At 40.6% G+C, this 18,643-nt stretch carries 15 protein-coding genes and 2 pseudogenes; all 17 read right to left on the bottom strand.

The annotated features are described in order from the left end of the window. Window positions 1-110: 110 nt before the first annotated feature. Window positions 111-1,031: an ABC transporter ATP-binding protein gene (locus tag CI959_RS16245; protein ID WP_008771941.1), complete on the bottom strand. Its 921-nt coding sequence runs from the start codon at window positions 1,029-1,031 to the stop codon at window positions 111-113. Then, window positions 1,009-1,899, bottom strand: a complete 891-nt coding sequence (locus CI959_RS16240; protein WP_005856439.1) for an HlyD family secretion protein — start codon at window positions 1,897-1,899, stop codon at window positions 1,009-1,011. The genes CI959_RS16245 and CI959_RS16240 overlap by 23 nt, the downstream gene beginning before the upstream one ends. 27 nt (window positions 1,900-1,926) lie before the next feature. Next, window positions 1,927-3,213 carry a TolC family protein gene (locus tag CI959_RS16235; RefSeq protein WP_057317359.1) on the bottom strand — a complete coding sequence of 429 codons (1,287 nt, stop codon included), beginning with the start codon at window positions 3,211-3,213 and terminating at the stop codon, window positions 1,927-1,929. A gap of 37 nt (window positions 3,214-3,250) precedes the next feature. Next, window positions 3,251-3,880, bottom strand: a complete 630-nt coding sequence (locus CI959_RS16230) for a TetR/AcrR family transcriptional regulator (RefSeq protein ID WP_009276036.1) — start codon at window positions 3,878-3,880, stop codon at window positions 3,251-3,253. A 210-nt stretch (window positions 3,881-4,090) separates the two neighbouring features. Further along, window positions 4,091-5,095, bottom strand: a complete 1,005-nt coding sequence (locus CI959_RS16225; RefSeq protein ID WP_057317345.1) for a glycoside hydrolase family 43 protein — start codon at window positions 5,093-5,095, stop codon at window positions 4,091-4,093. Between the two features lie 39 nt (window positions 5,096-5,134). After that, complete coding sequence (locus CI959_RS16220; RefSeq protein ID WP_008771936.1) at window positions 5,135-6,346, bottom strand: L-serine ammonia-lyase; 1,212 nt, start codon at window positions 6,344-6,346, stop codon at window positions 5,135-5,137. Window positions 6,347-6,373: 27 nt separating this feature from the next. Beyond that, complete coding sequence (locus CI959_RS16215) at window positions 6,374-7,510, bottom strand: acyltransferase family protein (RefSeq protein ID WP_008780482.1); 1,137 nt, start codon at window positions 7,508-7,510, stop codon at window positions 6,374-6,376. 7 nt (window positions 7,511-7,517) lie between these two features. Beyond that, window positions 7,518-8,636: an acyltransferase family protein gene (locus CI959_RS16210; RefSeq protein ID WP_005856429.1), complete on the bottom strand. Its 1,119-nt coding sequence runs from the start codon at window positions 8,634-8,636 to the stop codon at window positions 7,518-7,520. A 102-nt stretch (window positions 8,637-8,738) separates the two neighbouring features. Next, window positions 8,739-9,107 (bottom strand): annotated as a pseudogene (locus CI959_RS16205) (AAA family ATPase); the annotation flags it as partial. A 230-nt stretch (window positions 9,108-9,337) separates the two neighbouring features. Further along, window positions 9,338-10,090, bottom strand: coding sequence for a glycosyltransferase family 2 protein (locus tag CI959_RS16200; RefSeq protein ID WP_005856427.1), 753 nt, complete (start codon window positions 10,088-10,090; stop codon window positions 9,338-9,340). Window positions 10,091-10,105: 15 nt separating this feature from the next. After that, on the bottom strand, window positions 10,106-11,563 hold the full coding sequence (locus tag CI959_RS16195) for a radical SAM protein (RefSeq protein ID WP_005856426.1): 1,458 nt from the start codon (window positions 11,561-11,563) through the stop codon (window positions 10,106-10,108). After that, window positions 11,560-12,604: pseudogene (locus CI959_RS22115) on the bottom strand (acyltransferase family protein). Before CI959_RS22115 ends, CI959_RS16195 begins: the two are co-directional and overlap by 4 nt. Before the next feature lie 13 nt (window positions 12,605-12,617). Next, window positions 12,618-13,706, bottom strand: a complete 1,089-nt coding sequence (locus CI959_RS16185) for a hypothetical protein (RefSeq protein WP_227211117.1) — start codon at window positions 13,704-13,706, stop codon at window positions 12,618-12,620. 8 nt (window positions 13,707-13,714) lie between these two features. After that, window positions 13,715-14,878: a non-hydrolyzing UDP-N-acetylglucosamine 2-epimerase gene (gene wecB / locus CI959_RS16180; protein ID WP_005856423.1), complete on the bottom strand. Its 1,164-nt coding sequence runs from the start codon at window positions 14,876-14,878 to the stop codon at window positions 13,715-13,717. Further along, window positions 14,875-16,050 (bottom strand): glycosyltransferase, encoded by a 1,176-nt coding sequence (locus CI959_RS16175; protein ID WP_005856422.1) that lies wholly within the window; start codon window positions 16,048-16,050, stop codon window positions 14,875-14,877. The genes wecB and CI959_RS16175 overlap by 4 nt, the downstream gene beginning before the upstream one ends. 7 nt (window positions 16,051-16,057) lie before the next feature. After that, window positions 16,058-17,134, bottom strand: coding sequence for an EpsG family protein (locus tag CI959_RS16170; protein ID WP_005856421.1), 1,077 nt, complete (start codon window positions 17,132-17,134; stop codon window positions 16,058-16,060). A 7-nt stretch (window positions 17,135-17,141) separates the two neighbouring features. Continuing rightward, the gene (locus CI959_RS16165) at window positions 17,142-18,323 is read right to left on the bottom strand and encodes a glycosyltransferase (RefSeq protein ID WP_009017888.1); all 1,182 of its coding nucleotides are present in this window, start codon (window positions 18,321-18,323) and stop codon (window positions 17,142-17,144) included. Between the last annotated feature and the right edge of the window lie 320 nt (window positions 18,324-18,643).

Raw genomic sequence — 18,643 nt, 5'->3', positions numbered from 1 at the left:
TTTTTCCGCGATTCGACCTCGCGCCTGACGCAAGCCCCGTATTTTTCCAAGATTCGACTTCGCACCCGACGCAAGGTCGAATCTTGGGGAAATGCGACACATCCCCTCTCCTACAAGGCCATGAAACAATCCTCAACGCTTGGCTCAAGGCGTTCGATGCTTACATCTGCGTAACCTTTGCCTTTCAGATATTCCTGTAATCGCCTCATGACATCCTCCCCATCCCTCCTCAACGTAAGATGATGAGCATCTCCAAAAGCGAAACATGAGTTTGTATCCGGGAACTCACGCAAGTCTCCCAACAACTTATACATCGACGCACATCGCACCGCATATAGCCGCCTATCGAATGAGGTACGGATGCCTACCGGCGTATCGATAGATAGGCATTCCCCAGAACGCACCAAAGCGATACGGTCGCAACGGGAGGCCTCATCCATATAAGGCGTAGAGACAAGTATCGTAATGCCTTGCCGTTTCAGACGATCCAGCATATCCCAGAACTCAGAGCGGGAGACAGGATCGACCCCCGTCGTAGGCTCATCCAAGAACAAGACATCCGGACGATGGATCAAGGCGCAACTCAAAGCCAGCTTCTGCTTCATACCACCGGACAGCTTCCCCGCCCGCCGATGCTTGAACGGCTCTATCTGACTATAGATATCCCGTACCAGATCGTAGTTCTCCTCGATCGTCGTATTGAAGACCGTAGCGAAGAAGTTCAAGTTCTCCTCTACTGTCAGGTCTTGGTAGAGCGAGAAGCGGCCGGGCATATATCCTACCCGCCGACGGATCTCCTTCAAGTCTTTCACCACGTCCAAGCCGCAGACAGAGGCGGTACCGCTATCGGCCAGCAACAACGTGGTCAGGATACGGAACAGGGTGGTCTTTCCCGCCCCATCCGGACCGATTAACCCGAACAACTCACCAGAGCCGATCTCCAGCGACAGATCCCGCAGGGCCTCGACATCGCCATAACGCTTGGTGATATGATTTATATGAATCTCATTATTCATATTTAATCTCCCCATATTGCCCGATCTTCAGATAACCATCGTTGCGGACGGCGATCTTGATGGCATATACCAAATTAGCCCGTTCGTCCTTCGTCTGGATACCTTTCGGGGTAAACTCGGATTTATCGGAGATCCACGTGATCGTACCGGGGTATTCCCGGCGATCATTCCCATAGTCGGCGAAGACCTTGAGAGATTGCCCTAGTTTCAGGTGGGATAACTGATCCGCCGTCACATAGGCGCGGAGATAAAGCAAGTCCGTATCGGCGATCTTGTAAAGCGGTTTGCCTGCCGCCGTCACCTCTCCCGGCTCGGCGTATTTCACCAATACCGTACCGGTCTGGGGATTGAGGATACGGCTTTTCATCAGTTGATCATCCAATTGCATGATCTGGTATTGCAGGCCTTCCGCCTCGGCGTCGGCACCTCCCGTCGTCTTGCTTAAAGAGGAGTATTGGGCATCCAGTTGTTTCTGGAGATATTTGATGTTATTCACGATATCGTCCAGTTGCTTTTGGTTACCCGCTTTGGCGCGCACCAAGTTCTCTTGTCGCTGCTGCTCGGTCTTGGCCGTGGCGATTTGTTGTTCCAGAACGGCGATCTGCTTGCGGATATCCGGCTTGCGAATATCTACTGAGCGAAGGCTGGCAGAGAGTTGCATCTTCCGCAGAAAAAGCTGGGTACTATCCACGTAACCCACGATGGCGCCGGCATCCAAGCGATCGCCCTCCTCGATATTCAGTTCCATGATCTTTCCGTTGGCTTCCGAAGATACCAAGATCTCGGTTGCCTCAAAGGTACCGGAAGCGTCAAAATCATTGTCTGTATTACCGCAAGCCGTCCATAGAAGGCTGCATAAGCTGATAAAAATCAAATGTCTCATAAATCAATTGTATTTGTCATACTCTATTTAATTCGTTGTATACATATAATTATAAATGGTCATCAAGCGCTGTACACGGTGCGCCGCGGCGGTTTGCCGGGCCATGTCCTCGGCGTTGATCTCCCGGATCAGGTCCGTGACGGAAATCACGCCATTCTCCAGCTTCACCTCCGCTGCCTGCTTGATGCTTGTTCTCAGACGGATGATATCGTCATCGGCACGCATCAGGTCCGTCATTTTCTTTATCTCCGTGTTTTGCCGCAAAAGTTGCAGGCGGGTATTGAATAAGAAGGTCTCCCGTTGCACATCAATCTGGCGACGGCTTACCTCGATCTTCCTCCGGTCGTTCTTCAGCGTGTACAACTTCCCCAGATTCCAAGAAAGACGGACACCGGCCACATAATAAGGCTCGAAACTATCCTCCAGCATGTTCAAGCCCGGCCGTCCGTAACCACCTTGTACGAAAGCTCCGATACGAGGCATCAAGCCCGCCGTTACCTGCTTGTTTTGCGTCTCGATCCATTCGCTCTTAGCATCCAAGGCCCGTAATTCCGGACGGTTGATTTGCGTGGACAATGAACGCTCGGGTGACTCCGGAGTCCTCAAGACGACTTGATCCGTCAGCGGTTTATTGATAAAGGTCGCCAACATCTGCCGATATGCCGTACGAGACGCTTTTAGCTCAATCTCATTTTGGCGGGCATTCAGCAGTTCCACTTCCATACTTTCCAGATCCGATTGATTCGCCACGCCATTGTCCATCATCGCCTTGATACGCTCGATATTGACCTGCAACTCTTTTTGAAGCAAAGCGTTCTGACGTATCAACTCGTCTTGCAGCAGGCAACCGAAGTAGATTTGATTCACCCGGTCGTTCAGCGCATACAACTCACTTTCCAATTGCTCCCGGTTGGCGATCGCCTCAGCACGAGTCAAGGCACGGGCCGAACGGGTGCTACCGCCGTCCCAAATCGTCTGGTCCACCTGCGCCACGACTTGATACTGGTCCTTGCTCAAGCTCGGGATCTCAAAGCCGGGAAGAAGCGAGGAGATCTTATCGCCATCCAAAGGCAACTTCGTCACGTCGCTCTGATAGCTTGCCTTACCGCTTACCGAGAGCTGGGGAAGCCAAGCCTTGCCCACATTGCTCAAGCTATAACGCTCCGTCTGATCGATCAAACCCATTTGATGAATCTGTGGATAATTCGCCCTCGCCCATTCGTAACATTGCGTGATCGTGACCGATTCCTGTCCGCCAACCCTCCCGGCATACCCAAACAGGCTAATTAACAATAATACATATACACCTCTCATATACTCTATGATATGTTTATTAAATTGAACAAATCCATCATCTGGCATCCGGGACCATCAGCTGGGTTATTACCTCGACGATCAAATCCCTGCGCCTATCCATATATTCCTCAAACCGCCCCATATCGTTATCCAAAAAAGCCGCCGCTAGTGGCTTGCGGATCAACAACGGGAAGACCACTAGGCTCACCAAGGTCGAAACTAAATCTATGACCGGCATCTTCCGTAGAAGCCCCTTGTCCATCTCCTCCTCTATCTGACGACGAAGACGCAAGATGGGCTGTATTTTTTTCGGGTCTCTCAGCACGGTCTGGAATAAACGTTCCGGATCTCTGTTTAACTCGCCCACCACAAAACTCGGAAACATCGGGTTCGCACGAACAATTCCCATATACAGATCAACGATCACCGGCATTTTCTCCAGCATCGTACTCTTCTCATCCAAAACCCGATCGATGTTCGGCAACAATGAAGAAAGCAATTGCCCGAAAATAGCGTCGAACAGAATCTCTTTCGTCCTATAATAATAATGTAAGGCCGTCCTGCCAATACCCACTTCTGCCGCCACGTCACTCATGGTAGCCGCCTCGTACCCCTTTCGGACAAACACTCGCTTCGCCGCTTCTATGATGCGAGGCTCCATCTCATTCATGTCTTTCGCTTCCATAATAAAATGTTATTTTTTGTTTTGTCACCATTGTTTGTCATTATTGTTTGACACATGCGTCAAAAATAGTATAAAAAAATTACATAGCAAGTAAAACCTAAGTTTTCTTGCTATGTAATCCTTCTTTTTTTCATTCGAGAGGAAATACGATTCCTTTCGAGAGGAAGGCGGATTCCCTTCGAACCCGCCTTTCATTTCTATCGGAAGTAATTATTGGATCGTGCGAGCCTCAACTCCTTCGGTCGTAATCTCCACGGGATTGATCAATCCCTCCTCGTTGAACGTCATCTTCTCGATACAAGTCTCCCGGTGGTCACGTGTCTTGACCCCGGCCGGCCGGCGATGGTACACGATGTAGTAATCTTCCGAATTCGGCACATGCATGATCGAGTGGTGACCCGCTCCGTTTGCCATATCGAAATTTTGCCGCAAGACCTCCCCAATACGATTGAACGGGCCAAAAGGAGAATCGGAGATGGCGTAAGCGACCTTGTAATCCGGTCCGGTCCAGCCCCCCTCACTCCACATGAAGTAATATTTACCATTCTTCTTAAACATAAACGGGCCTTCCACGTAATCCTTGGGAGTTACCTCTTTATAAATCGTTCCGTCCTCAAACGGTATAAGTCCGGTAAAGTCTTTGTTCAAGCGTACCATGTTGCAGTGCTTCCAACCACCGTAATACATATAATACTCATCATTGTCAGCGTCGTGGAAAACAAACTGGTCGATCGGCTGCGCCCCATTCACGATCTCGTTGATCAGCGGCTTACCCAGCAAATCCTTATAAGGCCCTTCCGGACGATCGCTCACGGCAACACCGATACCTCCGATCTCTCCCTCGTGCACGTCATTCGCCCCAAAGAAAAGATAATACTTACCGTCCTTGTTGATTACTGAAGGAGCCCACATAGCGATCTTCGCCCATTTCACCTCTGCCGTATCAAGAATGGCGGTATGCTTGGTCCAATTCACCAAATCCTTGGAAGAGAAGCAATCGAAGAAGGTTTGCTTCTCATATAAATCACTCGTAGTCGGGTAAATCCAATAGGTATCCCCGTAAATAATTCCCTCCGGATCGGCGTACCAACCCTCGAACACAGGATTACCACTCTTCGCTACCTCTTCATTTGGAGCCTGTTTAGGGCCACCACAGGACATCAAGGCACCGGCCATCAATACAGTGTAAAACAGGCTTTTCTTTCCGTTTATCATCAATAGTAGATTATTTATTAGTAAATCAAATAGTATCTTTTAATTATTCGAGTTCTCCATGTTCTTCGCCAAACCACCTTCCGAGGTCTCCTTATAAAGACTGGGCAAATCATTACCTGTCTGGCGCATCACCTCAACCACCTGATCAAAACTTACCCGGTGTTTTCCGTCGGAGAAGTTCGAGAACGTATTCGCGTCAAGTGCACGGGCAGCAGCAAAAGCGTTTCGCTCGATACAAGGGATTTGTACCAAGCCACAAACAGGATCGCAAGTCAATCCCAAGTGATGCTCCAATCCCATCTCGGCGGCATACTCGATCTGCGCGGGCGTACCACCAAACAACTGACTGGCGGCAGCGGCAGCCATAGCGCAAGCCACGCCAACCTCACCTTGGCAACCTACCTCTGCCCCCGATACGGAGGCATTCGTACGCACCACATTTCCAAACAAGCCTGCCGTAGCCAACGCACGCAATATACGGGAATCACGGAACTCACGCGTCTCCTTCAAGTGATAAAGGACCGCAGGCATTACACCGCAAGAACCACAAGTCGGAGCGGTCACGATCTTCCCACCGCACGCATTCTCCTCAGACACCGCCAAGGCATAGGCATACACCATTCCCCGGCTCTTGATACTGCTGCCATAACCTTTCGCACGGATCATATAATCGGAAGCCTTACGACGAATGCCCAAACCTCCCGGCAAGATGCCTTCCGCTTCCAGACCACGACGAACCGCATCCTGCATCACTTCCCATACCTCAGCCAGATAATCCCAGATAGAAGGGCCTTCGTGCTGCTCGACATATTCCCAATAGGAATGGCCAGTCTTCTCACACCAAGCCTGTATCTCCTTGATCGTATGCATATCGTATACTTGCTCCGTCCTCAACTCATTGAAAGACTCGTTCGCCAAGGTTCCCCCGCCGATACTATATACGGTCCACGTATCCAGCTCCTCGCCACTCTCATTATACGACTCGAACAACATCCCGTTCGGGTGGAACGGCAAGAAAGTCTTGGGTTCCCAAGTAATATTTGTCTTCGCGACCGGCTGTAATACCTCAAGAATAGCCGCGTCCGTCATATGGCCTTTTCCCGTAGCCGCCAGACTACCATATAAGGTTACGTTAAAACGAACAGCGCCCCGGTTACGTTCCAAGAACATTTGTGCCGCACGCATCGGCCCCATAGTATGACTACTTGAAGGGCCATGACCCATCCGGTATATTTGTTTGATTGATTCCATCTTTCTTCGATCTAAGTTTTCTTGTTTCTATACTTTAAGGAAAATATTATGTTTATAAAACGCATACAAAAGTACATAAATTACCGATACATTGCACATGGCAATGAGCACCGGATAATAATTTCCTAAATATTGCTGGGTTCCGAAAAACAAGGATTCGCCGATACACCTAAAACTTACCACGTTAGTAAGCATATAAGCCAGTATTGAATTCATGCCGTACACTTTCAGCCAAGTCGTATACTTTCGATGCCCTTTATAGTCGATCCAATAATAGAACAACCCCATAAGCAAGAAACAGTACCCACTGCTCACCAATACCATCGAACTGGTCCACAGTTTCTTAATAACGGGAAGCTCGATACCCCAAAGCCATCCGGCGATAACCATACCCAGACCAATACCGAATAACATCCGTAATTTGAGCCGCTCGGAATATAATTTGTTCTTTAGGATATATCCGGCGAACAACCCGGTCAACACGGTTACCCCGAAATTCAAGCTGCTCAGTATCCATGTATAACGATACCAAGTAGCGAATATCACCTCCCCGTTCTCCACCGTCGCCCCATCCCGGAAACGTCCCAGTACGGTGCGATCGATCCATTCGGCCAAATTACTATCCGGTGTGTACGAACCTCCCCCATAGTTACCGACTGTAATAAACTCCATCGTTCCCCAAAAGATTAATAAAAGAGATGCCGCTATACCGATCTGTACCCGTATCCTTACATGCAAGAATAACAAGGAAGCAATCAAATACCCCATAGCGATCGACTGCAAAGTATTTGAATACAAATAAACCCGGTCCGGGTCCAAAGCCAATAAATTACCTTGGCACATCATACCGAAGACCCAAAGCAGTAGCACCCGTTTCCCGATCCGCCGATATACCGCCATCTTATCGGGCATATCCTTATAACGAGACAAAGAGAAAGGCATAGAAACTCCCGCCATGAATAAGAATAAGGGCATCACGAGATCCCACGTAGAGAATCCCTCCCATTCCACATGCGAGAATCCCCACATAAAAGAATTAAACCAAGGCATATCAATCGCATGGGCCAGCGGATGCAACACCATCTCCAACACCACTAAGCAAAAAAGGTCGAAGCCACGGAGTACGTCCAATGACTCCAACCGATTTAATTTCTTCTTCTCCATCCGTCTATTATACTTTCAAGAAAATACGTTGGCGATATAAGAAATACAAGAATCCCCAACAAACAGCGATATATGCGATAGCGCTAACCAAAGGCTGGGCGGTCTCGGGCATCAATTTCGCCAACCCTCCGAATATAGCCTCGGAAGTATAGGAGAAACGGATGAAACGCTGTGCCAAATAGATCGTAATAGAGTTCATGCCGATCACGGTAAAAAACAAGGTCCATTTACGCCACCCCAATACATCTATGATATAGAAGAACAAAGCAAACATCCAAACGGAATAAGCACCTACCACACAGACAAAAGAGCTTGTCCATAGCTTCTTATTGATAGGGAAGACCAAGCTCCATAACAAGCCGACGATCAACAATACAGCTCCCGCTCCTACTAAACAAAGCACTTTATTTCGGTCGGTCAGCCCCTCTTTCCGTAACTTAATCCATTCACCAGTGAACATACCCAACATTGCCGTGGCAATCGCAGGGACGGTGGAGAATAAACCCTCCGGATCAAAAACAGTCTCGTGCAAACGTCCGGGAAGAAACAGGCGGTCAATATACCCTACCAAGTTTCCCTCGAGCGTGAATGGCCCCGCTCCACCGGCGTCCGGCACAGGCACAAAAGCCATCGCCAGCCAATAGCCAACCAAAATAAGAACCGTTATCCCCGCACGCACTTTCCAACCGAAACGGACAAACAACAAGGCTGCGAACATCCATCCCAACCCGATACGCGCCAGCACGCTCGCACAACGCAGGTGGTCAAATTCGAACGACAATAGCCCGTTATATACCAATCCCAAGAAAACCAAGGTAATCCCCCGACGGACGATCTTCTTATAAATCGCCCCTTCCGTCATACCTTTTCCTCGTTGCTTCTCTAGTGAGAACGGAAACGAGATACCCGCAATAAAGAGGAACAATGGGAAGATCGTGTCGTGATGCGCCAATCCGTTCCATTCCACATGTTCCATCTGCCCGGCTATCGCCTGAAAAAAAGGATTCGGAAACAATGTCGCCAAAGCGACAAATAAAGAAGCACCGCCCATAATAAAGAGCATGTCAAAACCCCTAAGGGCATCCAATGATTGCAACCGCTGGGGTTGTTGTTTTTGTTTTTCCATATAATCTATTTACATTTAAAGTCAACACAAATATACTAAAACTCGCCCACATACGGATGGGATTTAACATAAAGACACCCCTAATCTTTCCCCTCGCATTCCTAATTCCGGTGTTAGATTATCGACCAACTCCGCATGGGTAATCCCGCAAAGGGTCGCATAGTCATAGTCTAAACTTATATCATTGAGTTGGTTCAAATCACTGAAATACAATACCGGATAAACATTCCAATCCTGCTCTAGCTGATCGATAGCCAATCCTTTAAACAGTTCTTTTTTCCCTTGGAAATAGGCTTCTAACGTAGATATCAATAAACTTTTCCCAAAACGGCGAGGACGACTCAGAAAGTAAGGCTTACCTTTCGTCACCAATTGGTAAATCAAGGCAGTCTTATCCACATATAAATAGTTCTCATTCCGAATATTTTCGAAACTCTGTATTCCTATCGGTAATTTACGCATAGTCGTCATAACCTTTTTTCTTACCACACCTGTTGTTGAACAAAGATAGAACTTTTTTCCGGAACAAGTCTCCGATTATAGTTTTCATTCTATGAAATACTCAATTTTTTCTACACTAATAGAGGGCGATATTTTACTTTCCATAAGCTGGAAGTAGAATATCGCCCTCTATTTTACAAGACAGTTTGTCTATGAGTAAGCACTAGATCTAAGGCATACAAATATTTCACTGAGTAAGATCACCTCATAGCCTTAGCAAAAGCTCTAATCGCATAATGAATAAAATAATAAACAGCCTTATACACCGGCAAATCCATCTCATTTCTCAAAATGTTCCACTGCCAACGCATGGCTTTTAATTTATTCGAAGAGACCGAATGGTCACTAACTCGGTAAAGAGCCGTCACCGTATTTGTGTTCTGCGCTTTATACCCTTGCTTTAAGATAGAAAGCCAACATACATAATCCTCATGCCCAATTTCCTTGAAAAATATCTTTCCCGTCAAGGCTGAATCATACATGGCTGTCAAGCATCCTATACAATTCCCTTTCAACAACAAACGATAATCAACCTCACAAGGAGCTATTACCTCACGCCCGCATCGCTCTCCGCCTAGACTTACTTTCTCATAGTTAGAGAAAACAATAGCGACCTCGGATTTCTCGAAGACTTTTAACTGATCGCTTAGCTTATTCGGTAACCATATATCATCGCTATCCAAGAAAGCAATATACCGTCCTTTCGCTTCCTTTATTCCCATATTACGGGGTAACGTAGGCGAACCGGATGGTTTATCCGTCCGTAAATATCGAATACGGGAATCTATTCTCGCATACTTTTGAATGATTGAGAGTGAATCATCACTAGAACAATCATCCACAATAATCATCTCCCAATCCCCAAACGATTGAGCCAATACGGACTCAATCGCTTGGGATATAAAAGGAGCCGCATTATAACACGGGGTTATAATGGATACAAGAGGCAACACGTTAAATACAAATGATTATTTAAATAAATAACGTTTCAACTTAGCGAATGCCTTAAGCGAACGTTTCAAGTCTGAAGGATTACGCAAACCGACTCTCAGCCTGTGTAAAATGTAACTGGCACGTAAATAATATTTCTTCCGTGCCCTATTACAGAAATCAACCATTTCCCCTGCGGAAAGATCCGGTAAAGACAATACGGTGTTATGTGTACCATCCGGCAAACAATACTTCTCATAATCCGTCTCTATATAGTTATTTTCCCTCGCCCACTGATAAGCCTCCGTACCGGGATAAGGTATCAACGGGAAAAACTGGGCGGTATCCGTATTCAACCTTAACGCTAACCGAAGAGTCTCTTCCATGGTTTCCCGGGTTTCGCCTTGGTTACCGACCATATAACAAGCATGTATTAACAAACCCGCCTTTTTAGCGTTGGCAACATACTGATAGAAATATTCCACCTTCGTTCCTTTCTTGATGTTATCCAATATCTGTTGGCTACCACTCTCTATACCCGGAATAATCAAACGACATCCGGCCTTTTTCATAGCCAACATCGTTTCCAAATCAAGGTCTACACGAGCATTACATAACCATTTCAGCCGTTTATTCAATTTCTTTTCCACTAACAAACGACAAATGTCCAATACTCGCTTCTTATTGGCTGTAAATGTATCATCTTCGATTACTACCTCTTTCACATCTGGGAAATTAGCGGCAATGTATTCGAACTCGGCCACCACATTCTCTGCGGATCGTGCCCGAAAAGCATGCCCATGCATCGTTTGCGGATAGACACAGAAATTACAACGAAAGGGACATCCACGCCCGGTAAATATCTGGATAGAGGGATATGTGGCAGCAGCGAAAAAGTAATCCCTCTCATTTAAATGTTCCTTGATAAATTGTGAGGCAAAAGGAAGATCATCCAAATTCTTCATCGGTGGCATAGGCGCGGTTCGTACAAACTCCTTCCCGTCCCAAAAACAAAGCCCTCGAACCTCCCGCAGATCCTTTCCTGCGTCCAGAACATTCGCTAGCTCATTCACGATACAATCATATTCTCCAATAGCGACCGCATCCACCGCATCCGAATAACCCAACGTCTCTTCTGCGCAAGCCGAAGGATGAGTCCCCACAAGCACGACAAACGAGTGAGGATACAATGCCTTCAGCTTCCCGGCAAAAGCAACGTCACTTTTAATGGAAGGCGTACTTGTATCTAAAACAAACAATGAATGCTCATTATCCGTCTTCCGAATAATGTTTAAAGACTGTTCCTCATTTAACTGTTTAGCTGGAGCATCCAAAAAAGAGACATTATGTCCCTGTTTGCTTGAATACAAAGCCGCATAAATCAGCCATAGAGGATAATATAAAGCCCCACTTTTCGTAATTGCTGGACTACGGGACTCACGAGAGAATTTTCCATACTCAGCCTTGAATGGAGGATTGATGAAATAGATGTTCATATAGATTTTCTTTTATAAGATTTTCCGTATAAAAACAATTCAAGAATAGGAGATATAGAGACTATGTTCTTAATCCATATAGAAGCATAGCTAATAAATAAAGAGAATATAAACAAAAACAAAAAACAAGGTATATTGTCCACCGATGACAACGTAATATAGTCCGTAATCACCAATAAAAACGCAAAAGGTCCGTTATGGGTCACATAAATAGATAAAGACTCACGCCCGAAATATTGGAACATATTATCTACCTGTCTATTCCAAGAAATATGGTGAACAATAAAGAACAAAGAAAAGATAGCGAATAACGACAACACAATCTTCATCAATTGGTTAAACATCGAGGACATATCATATACAAAAGAAGGGATCAGCAGGAAAAACATAACGAACGAAAACGTAAAAAACTTCTTATTATTCAGAATAAGACTCCTCAAATTCGTTTGTTTACACACGATAGACCCTAAAAAATAAAACATAAAATAATTAAATACAGATCGTATTCCTTCCGAGTAAATCGCATCCTTATACAGTAACATATACAACAAAATAACAAGTATAAATAAGAACAATAAAATTACTAAATCTACAAAAATAGACTTAGCATTTATTTGTTTATCGACCCATCTATAGACAAAAAAAAAGAATAGAGAGAATGAACAGAGTAGCAAAGAACCACAATCCCCCTCCCCATGTTTTCACAAAGTTCAATACACAATCTATAAAGCTTTGATCTATCATTGTCCTTAAGAAAAAGAAAGGGATAACAACTCCCCAAGTAACCATGGGAAGTAACAATGTCCTCAACTTCTTTATTAGAAAAGAAATGGTTTCATTCCATCCAAAGCGTTCTATTCGAAATGTCATCTGAGCGACATACCCACTAATGAACATAAAAAGAGGCATGTGGAATGAATAAATAAAACGCCAAAGAAAACTATCCTCGCAATTGTTATACCCTATGACATGACCTAGTACAACAAGTAAGATTGCAATTCCTTTAAGTTGATCGATGTAAGATATTCTAAGATCGTTCATTTCTAGTAAAAAATTAGTTTATTATAAATGGTATATATTTACTAAACATGAAACGATCAACATATTCACTATACTTATCAATCCACATTTCTCTTGCATTTTTACTACATAAATCTATTCGCTCCTGAAGATCAAAACAAATAAAAAAAGACTCCAAATCCCTTAAACTTTCTCCTATGACAAACCCAGTTCTTCCCTTCTCTGTCTTATTTCCAACCAATGTCCCTTCTGTTGTTAATATTGGTTTTCCAAGAAATAGCCCTTCGTAATATTTATTAGGAGCTGCATACACGTTATTTAAAACAGTTTTTTCATATAAAGCGACAATTATATCTGAATTCGCCATTATTTCTAATCCTTTTTCATATGAAACCGTACCAAAATAATGAATATTAGAGACACAATCACTATACTCCTTCACCAATTTATCCATAATTCCAAATCCTGCAATATTAAGTTCTAATGAAGAATTATTTTTCACACATTCCAACAGTTTATCAATACCTCGATCCGCAGGCATAGTACCAACATAAGACAATATGACTTTATCCGACATATTTTGTTTATTAGGTAAGTTTTGATTTAGACTCGTAAAAAGAGTTGGTATATTAGGAAGAACCCATAAATTATGAGGTATATAGTTTAATTGTTCCGTTCTTTCTTCTTCACAAATTATAGTAATATCTGAATGCTTAAGAAAAAATCTCTCAAACGTCAATATTATTGTTTTTATTAGCCGATTATTAAAATGCCTTGAATCAACAAACCAATCAAAGATATCATATATAACTTTTTTTCCAAAAAACAACTTCAATATAATTGCAGGTAGGATTGTATCAAAATCACAAGCATGAATGACCTTGTACGATTTTTTATTTCTTAACAGATAACAAAATATATACCAGTTAAATCCTAATATTCCAAACGCATTTTTTAAACCTGTACCATACTTTGACTTTCTTTGATAATATGAGTGAATATGGTCATTTTTCAACTTACAACTTCTATCCCAACAAACTATTCTATAATTTATATTGTTAGCATATAAATAATCGCAATACTTTTGCACTCTAGGGTCAGGATTACAATCTAAACTTCTCAAAAAAACAATCATTTCAAATATTCTAACAAGATTTTCACAATTCTATGACTAGCCACTCCATCTCCATATGGATTTACCGTACGACTCATCGACTCATATTTTTCATTATCACACAGAAGATCAGAAACTGCAGAAATAATTTTATCACAATCGGTACCAACAAGTCGCACAGTTCCTGCTGAAACAGCTTCCGGTCGTTCCGTTGTATCTCGCATCACCAATACAGGTTTTCCAAGTCCAGGAGCCTCTTCTTGAACGCCGCCACTATCCGTCAATACAAGTGTTGATTTCTCCATTAAGTAAACAAATGACAAATATTCCAATGGTTCTATAAAAAACATATTATTCAAGTTGGATAAATCATCTCCAAATACCTCATGAATAGGTTTGCGAACATTAGGATTTAAGTGCATCGGATAAATAAAATCAATATCAGAATACTTTTGTGTCAATTCTTTAATTGCCTTAGATATACGAATAAAACCATCACCAAAATTCTCTCGTCGATGCCCTGTTATAAGTACCATTTTTTTCCCATCCAATAAGCGATTAACATCATACCCTCTTTCTCTTAAGACCTCTTTCTGCATTGCTTCCATAATCTTATCGGTCTTCATCTTTCGAACTACTTGAAGCAAAGCATCTATCACTGTATTACCGGTAACCCATATCAGATCAGGATTTACATTTTCCCTCATTAAGTTTTGTTTACCCAATAAAGTTGGTGCAAAATGATAAGTAGCAATACGACCGGTTATTTGTCGATTCATCTCTTCCGGCCAAGGATTATAAGTATTATGAGTACGCAAACCTGCCTCTATATGCCCAACAGGTATTCGTTGATAATAAGCAGCTAACGCTGCGACGGTAGAAGTAGTTGTATCACCATGTACTAAAACAAGGTCCGGTTGTACCTCTTTTAAAATATCACGCATACCTAACAACACACAAGATGTTACATCATACAGGTCTTGTCCCTGTCTCATAATATTCAAATCATAATCAGGTATTATTTCAAAAACATGTAATACTTGATCCAACATTTCACGATGTTGTCCCGTCACACAAACAACGCTTTTTAAATCATTAGGATATTTTTGAAATTCTTTGATTAAAGGAGCCATTTTAATAGCTTCAGGACGTGTTCCAAAAACAAATAATACTTTTTTCATATTTTATTTCCTTTGCAATTTAATGTGTCATTTATAAGGTTTATCCATTTTCCACCTATATATTCTGGATCAAAAGAATGAATTTTTTCCATACATCTATTTTTCATTTGTTGTAATTGTACAGGATCATTCATTAATTGGTGTAGCTTTTTAGCGTATTCTTTTTTCTTATAAGGAGATATTAAATACCCATTTATTCCATCATCTATAATATCAACAGCTGCAGAAAACGAATTATATAAAAGCGGGACAACACCAAAGGATTGACACTCTAATAATGTCATAGGGAATCCTTCATAGATGGATGTCATACAAAAAATTTTAGCACGCTTATAGTATTCATTAGGATCAACCATCCCAACAAACCTAACATTTCTCAAACGCATATTTTTAGATAGATTTTCTAAATATCTACGACAACTTCCGTCTCCTAGAATATAAAGTTTCCAACCTAGATCCTTATACTTACTTTCAATAATATACCAAATATCAAGCAATTTATCTACAGATTTCTGCGGCTCCAATCTACCCACAAAAACAACGACATTTTCTTTATCACTAGGCAATACAGGAATTTGTAAAATTGCAGGATTATTTATAACTTCAATTTTATCAAAGTTACTGTTTGTATTTATATAACAATAATCATTAAAATATTTTTTTGATAACAAAACAACGCAACTACTATTGTCAAATATAAATTTTCCGCCCTTAAAGCCTCTAAATACAGACTGAAAATAATACCACATTCGATAGATTAGCAATCTCGTAAAAGATGTATAAAAAAATATTTTAAAGAATTTATTTTCTCTTAGGAACAAATCTGGAGTATTATGAAGAACTGAGACTAAAGGAATTTTTAGTTCATTACACGCAATAGTACAACCGGCAGAAGTACGACTATTAACAGCCGTCTGATTAATTACAACATCTATTTCATTTTTAATTAAATACGATTTTATAAAATCGATATTACATAAGCTATTCATATTGCACTTATCTGGCAAACCAACTTGACACAACTCTGACTTTAACCCTTTATGGTTTTGCCAATACATTAAATACACAGAATATCCATTTGAATTTAAATATTCATATAAAAATCTAGTAACAGACTCTACTCCTCCAGATTGTTTTACAATTTCATAAGTAGAAAAAAATAAGACTCTCATACAAAATTCATTTTACATTTATATGACTAACACCTATTATATAAATATTGGTAGAAAACCAAAATGCAAAGAGTAGAAACAAAACAAAACAATTTGTCATTGATATACAGGAATATGTAAATCTATTAAACACATATTTACTCAGCAAATATATCATGGGAATTTTAACAACATTCAACCATCTCAAAAAGATATCATTATTCTCTATATTTAGAAAATAAAATATCGTTGACACATATATTATCCAAAATACAAAACGATACATAACTTTATCGATACAGGTTAGTATATTCTTCCGCAGCGTATAAAGTACAATAAAACTTAGCACATATAACACTACGACTTGTATATACATTATAACAACCCACCAAAATGATCCCTCCTGTGCTTCTTTCATCAAATACCCTCCTCCTTCTAGTTCCAACAAATCCGACAAATATTCTTCAATCAAAATATTTCCAAAATACACAAAAACAGGAATAACACATACAAGCAATAAGATTTTTTTTGTATTTATATTCATTATCAATAGTAATAAAAACAACAACATATATATTCCTGTTTTATGAAAAAAAGAACTCGATATCAAAAGCAATAATCCAAATAGAATTTTTTTAAGTTGTATTTTTTCATATAGTATTAAAAACAATCCTAAAAACATCATACATATAGATAACATTTGACGCCCCCCCGCCATATCATACAGTAATATAACACTATACAATATCAAGAAATACAATTTGTAGCACCTAACATATTGAAATATTCCCCATAGAAATATAAATGACACAATATACAATGTCAGCCTAAAAACAAAATAATTTCCACTTATTAATTGAATATACCATACATATATTGGTTCTAAAGCGACCAGAGGATCATTCACTTTAGACATTTTCATTAATTCCAAATAAGAATTATAATCAGCTGTAATATAACCATATACTGAAAATATGATAAAAAATACAAAGATTATAAAGTAAGATGATTTTTTTATTTTCTTATTCACACAGACTAAAAACAGCAAGAATAAAATAACAAAATTATAAATAAACCAAGAATAAGAATATAGCAAAATTGGCATTATTAGTTCAGATCAATTCATTAAACAATTTTTCCCATTCAAACACTACTTTATTTATATCATATAACTCAGATTTTTTAATAGCATTATTTCTCATATAACAAAGAGAAGTATCATCTAAAGACATCAAATATCGAAGTTTACAAATATACTCATTTTGTTTATTAAATGGAATTACATAGCCATTCACTCCATCATCAATAATATCATCAACAGCAGAAAAACTATCATAACATATTGGAATACAACCATATTTCATTCCTTCTATCAGTACCATTGGAAAACCCTCCGATTCTGATGTCAAACAAACGACAGTAGATTGATTAAAATAATATTCAGGAGAGTTAGTTGAACCTTCAAAATATACGTTTTTTATATTTTCCGATTTCACCAAGCTCTTATAGATTCCCACATCAGGACCATCACCTACAATAAGCAGATCCCAGTCTAAAAACTCTTCACACAAATATTTCCAGATATTAATCAACTCGGAAATTTTTTTTTGGGTTTCTACTAATCGTCCCACATAAAGTAGTTTTTTTCTATTTAAGAATAAACCATCTACTTTATCATCCACATTAAAACCATTTGGAATAGCTATAATTTTCTCATATTCACATCTTGACAATTCAGCACAAGATGAGACATAAGATTTTGACAACACAACCATCTTATCACTAACAAGAGATGCCATGATATATGATCTCCTAACTACATTATGTATATATACCTGATATATTGGCTTTAACATCCGTTTTAACACATTTTTTACTCCTCGGCCTTTTATCATTGTATCAAGACATTTAAAATCAACAAATGGATCATTATGGACAACGGTGATAAAAGCTGGAAAATATTTACCATTACCTTGTACATTTCCTTTTAATTTAAGCATCAACTTATTTACCTCATAGTCCATATTTTGATTAATAATAACATCGATTTCATTCTCCTGCAAAACCAACAAAAAATGGCGCCTATTTTCTCTGGAAAACAATTTTTCATTAGGCATATTTAAGCAAACAACTTTAGAATCAAGCCTACTCATATATTCACATTTATTTCCTTTAAAAAGAGATAATATACAGACATTATATCCTATTTTAACAAGACTATTAGACAAAGTTATAGTCATTTTTTCCACACCACCATATCTAGGAAATTGTTTTAGAATAAATAAAATATTCATAACTTTTACTGCTTAAAATTTCAAGTAAGAACTCTAATTGTATTTTTATCTCTTCCACACACGAACAAAATCATCCTTCCGATCTCTCAATATCATCATCGGCTTACAATTATGCGATGGGTCTATCAAATTTTGAATACCAGTTATTCATCATATTCAGCACTATGAGATTCACTTTCATAAGCCCAATATAATCGTCCTAACTCAACCCTTGCAGATCTGAAAAATTCCAAACCTTAACAGGTAGTCTTATATTTATTCCAATTCTTCAAGAATAAAAAATCAGCTTTCAACCGCGGAACAATATTCCTTTGCGCTTC

This window comes from Parabacteroides sp. AT13 (assembly GCF_002272965.1).
Taxonomy (GTDB): Bacteria; Bacteroidota; Bacteroidia; order Bacteroidales; family Tannerellaceae; genus Parabacteroides; species Parabacteroides distasonis.
Note: the sequence above shows the minus strand (reverse complement) of the source record. Positions and strands in the feature narration are given on the sequence as shown.